Raw genomic sequence first — 12,634 nt, forward strand, 5'->3', positions numbered from 1 at the left:
GCCTGAATCGAGGTCGCCATGCAGTCGCTGAGCCGAGCTCTCACCGTGCTCGCCGAGCTGAACCGCCAGGACCGCCCGTACGGCGTGACCGAGCTGGCCGTCACGATCGGCCTGCACAAGAGCACGGTCCACCGCATCCTCGCGACCTTCTGCGCCCACGGCCTGGCCCGCCGGGTCGACGACCACCTCTACTGCGCGGTCGACGGCCTGGCCACCCTCCGCCGCACCACCACGCCCCAGCCCGATCTCCTCACCGAGGCAGCCCACCGCCTCAACTGCCTGGTGGTGCTGGCGAGGCCCCTCCCCCGCACAGCCGGCACAGTGCTGGAAGTGAGTGCTGTTGCCGGACTGACAGGCACAGTCACCTCAGGTGACGCGGTTCCCTTGCGTGGAAGCGCATTGGGCCGTGCGTACCTGGCAGCCCTCCCTGCAGAACAAGTAGAAGCCGGGCCCGACCTACAGAAAGCCCTGCAACGAGTACGAGAAGTCGGCTTCGCCCACAACGCCCGGCCGGTCGCCGGCCTGCCTCGGATGGTGGCCGTACCAGTACCCGACGGCATCGGCCACTGCGTCGGCGCACTCGGTGCCGAACTACCTCACCCGGCATCACTGGCCGACATCCGGCGCTCGCTCCCGGTCCTGCACCGGGCAGCAGTTCAGCTCGGACCCACTCTCACCGAAGCACTCCTGCGGAGAGGCGCCTGATGGGGGCGTACGTCGTCCGGCGCCTCTTCTTCTCGATCTTCGTGCTCTGGGGCGCGGTGACGATCATCTTCGTCGTACTCCGCCTGGTCCCCGGCGACCCGGCGTACATCATGCTCGGCCCCGACGCCGACCAGGCCCAGGTCGACGCGCTCCGGGCCCAGCTCGGCCTCGACCACTCGCTGGCGCAGCAGTACGCGACGTACCTGACCAACGTCGTGCACCTCGACTTCGGCCAGTCGTTCCGGCTCAGCACCGACTCGATGACCCTGGTGATGCAACGAGTCCCCGCCACGATCCAGCTGGCCAGTACGGCGCTCCTGCTGTCGCTCCTGATCGGGCTGCCGCTCGGCGTGGTCGCCGCGCTCAGGGCCAACACCTGGCTCGACCGGACGATCTCCGTGTTCTCCCTGCTCGGCCAGTCCACCCCGTCGTTCTGGCTCGGCATCGTGATGATCCTGGTCTTCTCCCGCAACCTCCAGGTCCTCCCGAGCTCCGGCTCCGGCAGCTGGGCCCATCTCGTCCTCCCGACCGTCACCCTCGCGCTGCCGTTCCTCGCGATCCTGGTCCGCCTCACCCGCAGCGGCCTGCTCGAGGTCGTGCACGAGGGCTACGTGCAGACCGCCCGCGCGAAAGGCCTGGCCGAGGGCGGCGTGATCCTCGTCCACGCCCTGCGCAACGCCCTGATCCCGATCGTCACCGTCGTCGGTCTCCAGTTCGGCGCGCTGCTCGGCGGGACCGTGATCGTCGAGACCGTCTTCGCCTGGCCGGGCGTCGGCCGGCTGCTGATCGACTCGATCGGCAAGCGCGACTACGGCGTCGTCCAGGCCGCCATCCTCCTGGTGGCCACCATCTTCGTCCTGATCAACCTGCTCGTGGACCTGCTCTACGGCTTCCTGGACCCCCGCGTCCGCCTGGCTGGTGACCGATGACGTCCGCTGAACTCGCCCTCCCCACCGTCCGAACCGCCCGGAAGACCAGGGCCGGCAACGCCCGTATCCGGTTCGGCCTGATCGTGATCGCGGTCTACGTCGTGGCCGCCGTCGCCGGTCCCTTCCTGATCGGCTTCGACTCCGTCGCGACCCGTACCGCGGACCGCCTGAAACCACCCGGCAGCCGGCTGTCCGACGGCTCGCTGGCGATCTTCGGCACCGACCAGGTCGGCCAGGACCTGCTCGCCCAGATGTTGCAGGGGGCAAGGATCTCGATCGCCGTCGGCCTGGCCACGCTGCTGCTGGCCGGGACGATCGGCGTCACCGTCGGGATCGCGGCCGGCTACTTCGGCGGCTGGCTGGACGGCGTACTGATGCGCCTGGCCGACATCCAACTGGCGTTCCCCTCGATCCTGCTGGCGATCTTCATCGCGGCCCTGCTCGGCCCGAGTGTGGTCAACGTGGTGATCGTGCTCGCGGTCTCCAACTGGGTCACGTTCGCCCGGGTCGCCCGCGGCCAAGCCCTGGCCACCCGGCGCCGCGAGTTCGTCGACGCGTCGAGGACGCTCGGCGCCGGCACCTGGCGCCTGATCCGCCGGTGCGTGCTCCCCGCCTCGGTCGCGCCCGTCCTGGTCGTCGCGACGGTCGAGATCGGTCACGTCATCCTCGCCGAGGCGTCGCTCAGCTTCCTCGGTCTCGGTACCCCGGCCAGTACGCCGAGCTGGGGCGTCACGATCGCCAACGGCCGCAACTACCTCGCCGACGCCTGGTGGATCTCGACCGTGCCCGGGATCGCGCTGGCCTTCCTGGTGATCTCCCTCGGCGTACTGGGTGATGCCTTGCGCGACCGCTACGACCCGCGGCTGAGGAGCCTGTGATGACGCTGCTCCAAGTCAAGGATCTCCGCGTCGAGTTCTCCACGTCCGCCGGCACGGTGAAGGCGGTCGACGGCGCGTCGTTCGACGTCCGGCCCGGTGAGACCGTCGCACTGCTCGGCGAGTCCGGCAGCGGCAAGAGCGTCACCGCGCAGGCCGTGCTCGGCATCGTCCCCAAGCCCGCGGGCAAGGTCACCGGCGGCACCATCTCGTACGACGGCCGCGACCTGCTCGCCCCCGGGACAGCGGGCAGCCTGCGCGGCCGGGAGATCGCGATGGTCTTCCAGGACCCGCTCAGCTCGCTCAACCCGGTCTTCCGGGTCGGCGCGCAGATCGGCGAGATGTTCCGCAAGCACCGCGGCGCTTCCCGCAAGCAGGCCCGCGCCGAGGCGCTCGACCTGATGCGTCGCGTCGGCATCCCCGCGGCCGAGAAGCGGCTGGACGACTACCCGCACCAGTTCTCCGGGGGGATGCGGCAGCGGGTGATGATCGCGATGGCGCTCGCGCTGTCGCCGAAGCTGCTGATCGCCGACGAACCGACGACCGCCCTCGACGTCACCGTCCAGGCCCAGATCATGCAACTGCTCGCCCGCCTGCAGGCCGAGGAGGGCATGTCGCTGGTCCTGATCACCCACGACCTCGGCGTCGTCGCCGACGTCGCCGACCGCGTCGTGATGATGTACGCCGGCCGCGTGGTCGAGACCGGCCCGATCCGCGAGGTCTACGACCACAGCGCACATCCTTACACCGCCGGCCTGATGGCGTCCGTCCCGGTGATCGACGGCCCTCGCCAACGCCTCACCCCCATCCAGGGCTCCCCACCGGACCTCCTGGCGCTTCCTTCCGGCTGTTCCTTCAGACCCCGCTGCCAGTACGCCGATCACCAGTGCACTGAGCAGGAACCAGTACTTACCGGAAGAAGTCATCAATCGGCCTGCCACCACCCCTTGAACCAGGGAGTTCTGCATGTCTGAAACTCCCTTGCTCTCGGTGCGTGACCTCCATACCTCCTTCCCCCTGCGCTCTTCGGTCCTTCGCCGGACCGTCGGCCAGATCCAAGCCGTCGCCGGGGTCTCCTTCGACGTCCTGCCCGGCGGCACCCTCGGCCTGGTCGGCGAATCCGGGTCCGGCAAGTCGACGGTCGCCCGCACGATCGTCGGCCTCGAGAAGGCCACCTCCGGCAGCATCCTCTTCGAGGGCGAAGAGCTGACTTCATTGCCCAAGGCATCGATGCGCCGCGTTCGCCGCCAGCTCCAGATGATCTTCCAGGACCCGTACGCCTCCCTGAACCCCCGCGCGACGGTCGAGCAGATCATCACGGAAGCCTGGGAGATCCACCCCGACGTCGTACCGCGCGCCAAGCACCACACCGAAGCCCGAGACCTGCTCGAACGCGTCGGCCTCAACCCCGATCACGCCCGCCGGTACCCCCACCAGTTCTCCGGCGGCCAGCGCCAGCGGATCGGCATCGCCCGCGCCCTCGCGCTCCGCCCCAAGCTGGTGATCTGCGACGAGGCGGTCTCCGCGCTCGACGTGTCGGTGCAGGCCCAGGTCCTCAACCTGTTGGCCGACCTCCGCAGCGACCTCGGCCTCGCCTACCTGTTCATCGCCCACGACCTCTCCGTCGTACGGCACATCTCCGACCAGGTCGCCGTGATGTACCTCGGCCGGATCGTCGAGACCGCGCCGCAGGACGAGCTGTTCTCGGGCCCGATCCACCCGTACACGCAGGCGCTGCTGTCCGCCGTACCGGATCCGAAGCCGTGGACCCGCCCGCCGCGCGAGCAGATCATCATCGGCGGCGACGTCCCGTCCCCCGCGGACCCGCCGTCCGGCTGCCGCTTCCGGACGCGGTGCTGGAAGGCCGAGGACACCTGCGCCACTACCGACCCCGCGCTGGAGATCCGCCTCGCCCAGCACCCCGCCGCCTGCCACTTCGCCGGAGCCCCCACATGACCGTAGAACTCGTCCTCCTCCGCCACGGCGAGTCCCTCTGGAACGCCGAAGACCGCTACCAGGGCCAGCAAGGCACCGGCCTCAGCCCACTCGGCCACGAGCAGGCCAAGTTTGCCGCCGACTACTTGAGCAGTACGCCGTTCGACGCGATCGTCGCGAGCGACCTCCAACGCGTCACCGAAACCCTCCGCCCGTACCTGGACGCCACCAGCCCACCACCCGGCACGGGCACCACAAGTACCGGCCGGGTCCCACTTGTGCGCATCGATCCGCGCTGGCGGGAGATCGACGTCGGCACCTGGGGCGGCCGCACCTTCACCGAAGTCCTGGCCGAAGAGCCCGAGGTCGTCGCCGCCTTCGCCCGCGGCGAAGACGTCGCCCGCGGCGGCGGAGAGACCTTTGCCCAACTCCGCACCCGCGTCTGGGAAGCAGTGCAAGAGATTGCCGCCAGCGGCGCCCGCCGAGTCCTGGTCGGCACCCACGGCGGCCCGATCCGCGTCGCCGCCGCGTCCGCGCTCCGGCTCCCAGCCGGTGACCAGGTCCTCCTCGATCCCCCGGGCAACTGCTCGCTCACCATCCTGCGGGTGGACGAGCGGCTCACCGCGAGCAGCCTCGCGGCCTACAACACGCCGACGTCCGTCCTCACCACCTCCTCCGAGGAGCAGCCGGCATGAGCCTCAGCACGTTCACCTTCGTCGCGATGACCTACAACCTGTGGGCCGACTTCCACCTGGACCAACGCCGCGACGCGATCACCGGCCTCTTCGAGACCCGCCCACCCGACCTCCTCGCCGTACAGGAGCTCAGAGGTGTCACCAGAGACCTGCTCGACAAGACCCTCACCACCCACGACCGGGTCCACGAAGCAGGAGGCTGGGAGACGCAGAGCAACCTCTGGTGGCGCCGCGACCTCTTCACACCGCTCGAGTACGGCGCCGAGGACGTCGGCATCCTCTCCCCCGACGCCAAGCTCTTCTGGGTCCGCCTCCGACCGCACGACGGCCCCGACCTGCTCTTCAGTACGGCGCACCTGACCTGGCCCGGCCACCCCGACGAACGCGCCGACCACGTCAACCGCCGCGTCGCCCAGGCCCGCCGGATCGCCGAGGAGCTCGAACGTCTGGCCGGCACCGGTGCGTGCCTGTTCACCGTCGACATCAACGACATCGGCCCACCCCAGTGGGAACTCGGCAACGCCGGCTTTCTCGACAGCTTCACCGCGCTCGGCCGCCACTCCCCCGCCACGCACCCGGTCATCCCGACCGTCGCGCCCGGCCCGATCGGTACGAAGCTCTCGCCGCTCGCCTCCCCGCCCAAGGCGATCGACTGGATCTTCTCCCGCGGCCCGCTCGCGGTCCGCACCAGCGAGGTCGTCGACTACTTCCGGGCCGGCCGCGCGCCGTCCGACCACTACCCGGTCGCCGCCACCTACACCTTCACCCGCCACGAGGAGAACTGATGAAGCGAAAACTGGTGGTGGCCGCACTGGTCGCCGTGACCGCCCTGAGCGCTTGTTCCCCGGCCAGCGAACCGGGTGCCGGCGACCAGGTGCTGCGCTACGCGCCGGCGATGTTCCCGGTCTCCCTGGACACCCACAAGTACGCCGGTGAGGAGGCGGTCCAGACCGCGATCCAGCAGATCATGGAACCGCTGGTCCGCGTCGACGACGGCAAGATCGTCCCGGTGCTGGCCGTGTCCTGGCAGAACCCGGACCCGAACACGTGGGTGTTCAAGCTGCGCGAGGGCGTGAAGTTCAGCGACGGTACGCCGTTCACCGCCAAGGACGTCGTCGCGTCGTACCAGCGGCACCAGAAGCTGGACGGCCCGCTGGTCCCGCTCTACGCGAGCGTGACGTCGTTCGCGGCGACCGACGACGCGACGGTCACGGTGAAGACGGGCAAGCCGCTCGGCACGCTGCTCAGCTCGCTGACGCTGCTGTTCATCGGCCCGGGCGGCAAGGTCGACGCCGACGGTTTCTTCACCAAGCCGATCGGGACCGGTCCGTTCACGGTCAGCCAGTTCCAGCCCGACGAGAAGCTCGAGCTCGCCGCCAATCCGTCGTATTGGGACGGTGCGCCGCAGCTGTCGAAGCTCGAGTTCGTCAACATCCCCGAGGTGGCCGGGCGGATCACCGGGCTGGAGAACGGCGAGGTCGACGTACTCACGCAGATCCCGCCGGACCAGGTCGCGTCGGTGAAGGACAGCCAGGGCATCAGCTATGCGACGACGCCGAGCTGGACGTACTACTTCGACTGGTTCAACCACAACCGCAAGCCGTTCGACGACCCGCGGGTCCGGCAGGCGATGTGGCACGCGCTGAACCTCGAGGGCACGGTCAACGACCTGTTCGGCGACCTCGCGACGGTCGCGCAGGCACCGCTCGCGCAGGGCGTGATCGGTGCGCCCAAGCTCGCGCCGTACGCGTACGACCCGGCGAAGGCGAAGCAGTTGCTCGCCCAGGCGGGCTTGCCGAACGGCTTCAGTACGTCGATGCAGTGGCCGCTGGAAGGTGGGCCGAACATCCGCGCGCTGGCGCAGGCGATGATCTCGGACTGGGCCAAGATCGGGGTCAAGGTGCAGCCGCTGGAGAAGGAGCGGGCCCAGTGGCTCGAGGACTTCGGCAAGCTGAACTGGGACATGAACCTGCAGACCAACGTCAGCGGCACCGGTGACGCCGACTACACGCTCGCTCGGCTCTACATCTGCTCGGCCAAGCGCAACGGGTACTGCAACCCCGCGCTGGACAAGCTGCTGCTCGACGCCCGGACGTCGATCGACCAGGGCGCGCGGGCCAAGCTGTACACCGAGGCCGGGCAGACGATCTGGAAGGATGCCGTCGGCATCTTCCCGGCCGATCTCGCGAGCAACAGCGCGCACCGCGACCGCGTCCAGAACTTCGTGATGCCGCCGAGCGGCCGCCCGCTGTTCACGAAGGTCACCGTCTCCGGTAGCTAGCAGAACTGGGCCGGCCCGCGGAGAGCAGGCCGGCCCAGTCGTCAGTTCGCGGTCAGGTAGGCGACCTCGTCGTCGGTCAGGGTGACCGAGAGCCCCGGCAGCGACGTGCGGGTCTCGGAGATCTGGCGGGGCCCGATCAGCGGGAAGACCGGGTACGGCTGGTGCAGCAGCCAGGCCAGCGCGATCGCGGTCGGCTCCACGCCCTTCGCCGACGCCAGCTCCCGAGCGCGGTCGAGGCGCTGGAAGTTCTCGTCGGAGTAGAAGCAGCGCACGAGCTCCTCGTCGGAGGTGTCCTCCGGCTTGGCCCGCCCGGTGAAGAACCCGCGGGCCTGGCTCGACCACGGGAACAGCGCGACCTGCCGCTCCCGCAGCCACGCCTGCGACTCGTCGTCGCTGACGTGCCGGCAGCCCTTCCACGGTACGTCGTACGCGCGGGCCAGGCTGAGGTGGTTGCTCAGCAAGGTCAGCGGCTGCTTGCCGTTGGCCACGGCGTACGCGTTGGCCTCGTCGAAGCGCGCGGTGCTCCAGTTCGACCCGCCGAACGCCTTGAACCGGCCCGCCCGGAACTGCTCGTCCATCGCGTCGACGAACTCCCCGACCGGGATCTCCTCGTTGTCGCGGTGCATCAGGTACAGGTCGACGTGGTCGGTCTGCAGCCGCTGCAGGCTCTCCTCCAGCTGCCGGGCGATCGACGCCGGGTCGCAGTGCGGCGTGTGCGCGCCCTTGCCGATGACCACCACGTCGTCGCGGTTGCCCCGGGATTTCATCCACTGCCCGAGCAGCCGCTCACCGCGCCCACCGCCGTAGATGTACGCCGTGTCGAACGTCGTCCCGCCGCGCTCGACGAAGTCGTCGAAGATCGTCGCGGCGTGCGGCAACGTGTTCTGGTTGTCGACGCCCATCACCAGCCGGGACACCTGCTTGTCCACGCCGGGCACGCTGCCGTACGTCATCGGGGCGTCGTCGCGCCGGGCCAGCGGGCGCCCGGTCGCGGTCGGCACCGCCGCGTCGTCGCGCTCACTGGCGTACTGCTGCCCGATCAGCTTGCGCCACTCGTCCTGGACCTCCAGGTTGCCGAGCGTGTCGGCCCAGGACATCTCGGGCGCCTGCCGCTGCTCGATCGCGGCGGCGACCGCGTCGGCCTCGGCGGCGTAGATGAAGGCCGGCTCCGCGGAGACGTCCCGCGGCTCCTGGCCGATCTTGTGCACGGTGACGTGCGTCGGCTTGCCGTCGCCCCCGAACCACGGGTCCTCGACCACGAGGAACCCGTCGCTGCCGAGGATCTTGACCAGCGGCTCGTCCTTCAGCCGGACACCGGTCTGCACCTGCGCGGTCAGCCCGCTGTCGAAGAACAGCGTCGCGACCGCCCACTCGTCGGCGCCGGTCTCACCGACCTTGCCGGCCGCGGTGACCGCGGCCGGGTCGGCGAACGGCTGACCGATCGCGGCTCCCGCGATCAGCCGGGCGTACGAGACCGGGTAGCCGCCGACGTCCAGGATGCCGCCGCCGGCCAGCTCGTCGGCGAAGATCCGGCTCTCGGCCCGGAACTGCGCCTGGAACGCGAACGACGCCTGGATCTGGTGCACGGTCCCGATCTCGCCGTCGCGGACCAGCTGGGCGACCAGCTTGGTCTGCGGCAGGCAGCGGTACATGTACGCCTCCATCAGGAGGACGTCGTTGCGGACCGCGGCCTCGATCATCGCCGCGGCCCAGGACCGGTTGATCGCGAGCGGCTTCTCGCACAGCACGTGCTTGCCCGCCTCCGCCGTCTTGATCGCCCACTCCGGGTGCAGCGGGTGCGGCGTGGCGATGTAGACGGCGTCGACGGTGTCGTCGGCGAGCAGTTCCTCGTACGACGCGTGCCGGTTCGGGATCGAGTACTTGTCCCCGAACGCGTCGGCCGAGTCCTGGCTGCGGCTGCCGACCGCGGCCAGCACACCGGTGGACGAGGACGGGAGCTGACTGGCGAAGCGGGAGGCGATGTTGCCGGTCCCCAGGATTCCCCAGCGAATCTTGTCGAGTTGCACGTATGCCCCTTGGGAAGTGGTCGATCAGAATTTCATGGCGCCGGCGGCGATGTCGGCGATGAAGTGGCGGCCGCCGATGATGAAGACCCCGATCAAGGGGATCACGCTCATCAGGGCGCCCGCCATCACCATGCTGTAGTCGGTGCCGTACACACCGTTCAGCTGCTGAAGGGCGACCTGGAGGGTGAGCCGGTTGGGATCGGTCATCACGATCAGCGGCCAGAGGTAGTCGTTCCAGACGTTGATGAAGGTGAAGATGCCGAGAAAGGCCAGACCGGGCCGCAGCACCGGCAGGCCGACGGTGAGGTACTGCCGGAAGAAGCCGGCGCCGTCGACCTTGGCGGCCGAGATCAGTTCGTCGGGGATCGCGCCCTTGGCGTACTGGCGCATCCAGAAGATGCCGAACGCGTTCGCCGCGCCCGGGATGATCAGCGCCTTCAGCGACCCGATCCAGCCGAACTCCGCCAGTGTGACGAACTGCGGCACCAGCGCGAGCTGGGACGGGATCATGAAGGTGACCAGCAGGATCCCGAACAGCAGGTTCCGGCCGGGGAACTCGTACTTGGCGAAGGCGAACGCCGCGAGTGAGTCGAAGAACAGCACCAGCACGGTGACGCCGAGCGACGCGAACAGCGTGAGCAGCATCGCGCCGAAGAAGTCGATGTTGTCCAGCACGTTGCGCATGTTCTCCAGCAGGTGCGAACCGACCAGCAGCTTCGGCGGGTAGGCGAAGATGTCCGGTGTGGTGTTCGAGGCCATCACCAGCATCCAGTAGAACGGGAAGAGCGAGACCAGGACCCCGAACATCAGGACGACGTGGCTGGTCACCTCACGAACTTTTTCAGTGCGCATCGGTGTACTCCGTCCCGGCCCGCTCGGCGGCGATCTTGCGCTGCGCCCGGCGGGCGACCCGCTTGGTGATCCGTTCGTCGTCGCGACCGCCGATCAGGCGCCAGTTGATGATCGAGAACAGCACGATCAGGATGAACAGCGCCCAGCCGATCGCCGCGCCGTACCCGAACTGGTTGGAGCCGAAGGCGTTGTCGTACAGGTAGGACACGATGGTCAGACCGCCGTCGCCCGGCCCGCCGATCGAGCCGCTGGCGCCGAACAGCACCTGCGACTCGGTGAAGATCTGCAGCCCGCCGATCGTCGAGGTGACCGCGGTGAACAGGATCACCGGGCGCAGCAGCGGCACGGTGATCTGCCAGAACTGCTGCCGCGACGACGCGCCGTCGACCTTGGCGGCCTCGTAGATGTCCGACGAGATCGCCTGCAGGCCGGCCAGGAAGATGATCGCGTTGTAGCCGGTCCAGCGCCAGGCCACGATGGTGGCGATCGCGATCTTGATCCCCCACGGCTGGCTGAGCCACTCGATCTTGTCCAGCCCGATCGAGGTCAGGAACGCGTTCAGCAGCCCGAAGTTGTTGCTGAACACCGAGCCGAACACCATCGTGACCGCGACCACCGAGGTGATGTTGGGGATGAAGTACGCGATCCGGTAGAAGCTGCGGAAGCGGGTCGCGTTGTGCAGCGAGTTCGCGATCACCAGGGCCAGCAGCAGCATCGGGACGGTCGAGAGCACCCAGATGATGAGCGTGTTGGTGATCGACTTCCAGAACGTCGGGTCGGTGAGCAGGTAGCTGTACTGCTCCAGCCCGACCCACGTCATCTGGCCGATGCCGTCCCAGGAGTGGAACGACAGCCAGATCGAGAAGAACACCGGGAACGCGCCGAAGACCGCGAACAGCACGAAGAACGGCGAGACCGCGACGTACTGCGGGAAAGCCTGCTTGAACTTGTTCGGCGGCTTGCTCGGAGCGGGCTCCTGGGTGGAGACCACCGCCGGGCTGCGTAACGCGTCGCTGACGGCCATCAGATCACCCCGGCCCTGGTCAGCTCGCGGTCGATCTGCCGCTGGGCGTCGCGCCAGGCCTGGTCGGACGTCTTGCTCCCGATCTCGACGTTGACCAGCTCGTCGCACAGCGGGGTGTTGATGGTCGTGTCGTACGGGCTGAAGTAGGCGCCCGGGTACTTCTTCGCCGACTCCGCGAACACGTCGACGATCTTCTGGCCGCCGAAGAACTCGTCCGGTGCGGACATCTTGGGGTCGGTGTAGCTGGCCGGGGTGGAGGGGAACAGCACCGGGTCGAGGAACGACTGGGCCTGGTTCTGGGCCGACTCCAGCCAGGTGATGAACGCGAACGCGGCCTCGGGGTCCTTGCAGTACTTCGTGATCGCGAGGAACGAACCGCCGCGGTTGCCCGGCCCACCAGGTGCCGGGGTCACGCGCCAGTTGCCCTTGCTCTTGGGCGCGGCGTTCTTCGGGCCGAGCTGCGCCCACCAGACCGCGCCGACGAAAGCGGCCAGCCGGCCGTTGGTGATGATGGCGTTGGCATCGGTGCTGCCGTCCTGGGCCCCGGCCGACAGGCCCTCCTTGACCACTTGGACGGCCAGGTCCCAGGCCTGCCTGATGTCGTCCTCGGCGCCGATGTACTGCCCTTCCGGCGTCATGTAGCGCTTCGGCAGCTGAGCCAGGCGATAGCGGAAGACCGAGGTGATGTTGTCGGTGATCGCCGCGCCGGGCACCGCCTGCTTGAGCTTCTTGCCGAGCTCGATGTAGCTGGCCCACTCGGAGGCGGCGGCTGCGACCTCGGCGGGCTCGGTCGGCAGACCGGCCTTGTCGAAGATGTCTCGGCGGTAGAACAACGCGGTGGGGCCGGTGTCCATCGGAAAGGCCATCATCCGGTTCTCCGGCGTGATGCCCAGCTTCCACTTCCACTCCAGGAACTTGTCCTTGAACTTGTCCGCTCCCAGTTCGTGCAGGTCGTAGAACTGGTCGGCGTTCGGGAAGTAGGTGGCCACGTCGTCGTTCATCCCGACGATGTCGGGCACCATGGACTTCCCGGCGAGCGAGGTCAGCAGCTTCGTCTGGTAGTCGCCGCCGATCCGGGTCAGGGCGATCTTCTTCCCGGTCGCCCCGGGGATCCCCTTCGCGGCCTGGGCGATCAGATCGTCGTTCACCGAGCCGGTCCAGGCCCACAGGCTCAGTTCGTCGGCGGCGCCGAGCGAGGTCTGGGAGCCGCAGCCGGTCAGGCCCGTCGCGGCCGCCGCTCCGCCCGCCGTCAAGGCGAGGAAATTTCGTCTGGTCAGAGACATATGCCTCACCGAACTCTCTGTGTTCGAT

The 12,634-nt window shown here is 68.7% G+C and carries 12 protein-coding genes; 8 read left to right on the top strand and 4 right to left on the bottom strand.

What is annotated here, in order from left to right:
* The first annotated feature begins 18 nt into the window (after positions 1-18).
* Genes HDA39_RS16165 through HDA39_RS16200 form a run of 8 tightly spaced genes read left to right on the top strand, consistent with a single transcriptional unit; the run spans position 19 to position 7,420 of the window.
* Positions 19-705 (top strand): helix-turn-helix domain-containing protein, encoded by a 687-nt coding sequence (locus HDA39_RS16165; protein ID WP_184796033.1) that lies wholly within the window; start codon positions 19-21, stop codon positions 703-705.
* Complete coding sequence (nikB, locus tag HDA39_RS16170) at positions 705-1,634, top strand: nickel ABC transporter permease (RefSeq protein ID WP_184796034.1); 930 nt, start codon at positions 705-707, stop codon at positions 1,632-1,634. The genes HDA39_RS16165 and nikB overlap by 1 nt, the downstream gene beginning before the upstream one ends.
* Positions 1,631-2,512 carry an ABC transporter permease gene (locus tag HDA39_RS16175; RefSeq protein ID WP_184796035.1) on the top strand — a complete coding sequence of 294 codons (882 nt, stop codon included), beginning with the start codon at positions 1,631-1,633 and terminating at the stop codon, positions 2,510-2,512. Before nikB ends, HDA39_RS16175 begins: the two co-directional genes overlap by 4 nt.
* The gene (locus HDA39_RS16180; RefSeq protein WP_184796036.1) at positions 2,512-3,483 is read left to right on the top strand and encodes an ABC transporter ATP-binding protein; all 972 of its coding nucleotides are present in this window, start codon (positions 2,512-2,514) and stop codon (positions 3,481-3,483) included. Before HDA39_RS16175 ends, HDA39_RS16180 begins: the two co-directional genes overlap by 1 nt.
* A complete protein-coding gene (locus tag HDA39_RS16185) occupies positions 3,476-4,465 on the top strand; it encodes an ABC transporter ATP-binding protein (protein ID WP_184796037.1) in 990 nt (329 codons plus the stop codon). The genes HDA39_RS16180 and HDA39_RS16185 overlap by 8 nt, the downstream gene beginning before the upstream one ends.
* Positions 4,462-5,139 carry a histidine phosphatase family protein gene (locus tag HDA39_RS16190; RefSeq protein WP_184796038.1) on the top strand — a complete coding sequence of 226 codons (678 nt, stop codon included), beginning with the start codon at positions 4,462-4,464 and terminating at the stop codon, positions 5,137-5,139. The genes HDA39_RS16185 and HDA39_RS16190 overlap by 4 nt, the downstream gene beginning before the upstream one ends.
* Positions 5,136-5,924 (top strand): exonuclease/endonuclease/phosphatase family protein, encoded by a 789-nt coding sequence (locus HDA39_RS16195; protein ID WP_184796039.1) that lies wholly within the window; start codon positions 5,136-5,138, stop codon positions 5,922-5,924. The genes HDA39_RS16190 and HDA39_RS16195 overlap by 4 nt, the downstream gene beginning before the upstream one ends.
* Positions 5,924-7,420 carry an ABC transporter substrate-binding protein gene (locus HDA39_RS16200; protein WP_184796040.1) on the top strand — a complete coding sequence of 499 codons (1,497 nt, stop codon included), beginning with the start codon at positions 5,924-5,926 and terminating at the stop codon, positions 7,418-7,420. The genes HDA39_RS16195 and HDA39_RS16200 overlap by 1 nt, the downstream gene beginning before the upstream one ends.
* 41 nt (positions 7,421-7,461) lie before the next feature.
* Here HDA39_RS16200 and HDA39_RS43730 read toward each other — a convergent pair whose 3' ends face one another.
* The 4 genes from HDA39_RS43730 to HDA39_RS16220 are packed head-to-tail and all read right to left on the bottom strand — an operon-like array spanning position 7,462 to position 12,606.
* Complete coding sequence (locus tag HDA39_RS43730) at positions 7,462-9,447, bottom strand: aldo/keto reductase (RefSeq protein WP_184796041.1); 1,986 nt, start codon at positions 9,445-9,447, stop codon at positions 7,462-7,464.
* Between the two features lie 24 nt (positions 9,448-9,471).
* Positions 9,472-10,299, bottom strand: a complete 828-nt coding sequence (locus tag HDA39_RS16210) for a carbohydrate ABC transporter permease (protein WP_184796042.1) — start codon at positions 10,297-10,299, stop codon at positions 9,472-9,474.
* A complete protein-coding gene (locus tag HDA39_RS16215; RefSeq protein WP_184796043.1) occupies positions 10,289-11,323 on the bottom strand; it encodes a carbohydrate ABC transporter permease in 1,035 nt (344 codons plus the stop codon). Before HDA39_RS16215 ends, HDA39_RS16210 begins: the two co-directional genes overlap by 11 nt.
* Positions 11,323-12,606 carry an ABC transporter substrate-binding protein gene (locus HDA39_RS16220; protein ID WP_184796044.1) on the bottom strand — a complete coding sequence of 428 codons (1,284 nt, stop codon included), beginning with the start codon at positions 12,604-12,606 and terminating at the stop codon, positions 11,323-11,325. Before HDA39_RS16220 ends, HDA39_RS16215 begins: the two co-directional genes overlap by 1 nt.
* Between the last annotated feature and the right edge of the window lie 28 nt (positions 12,607-12,634).

It is taken from the genome of Kribbella italica, assembly GCF_014205135.1.
Classification (GTDB): domain Bacteria; phylum Actinomycetota; class Actinomycetes; order Propionibacteriales; family Kribbellaceae; genus Kribbella; species Kribbella italica.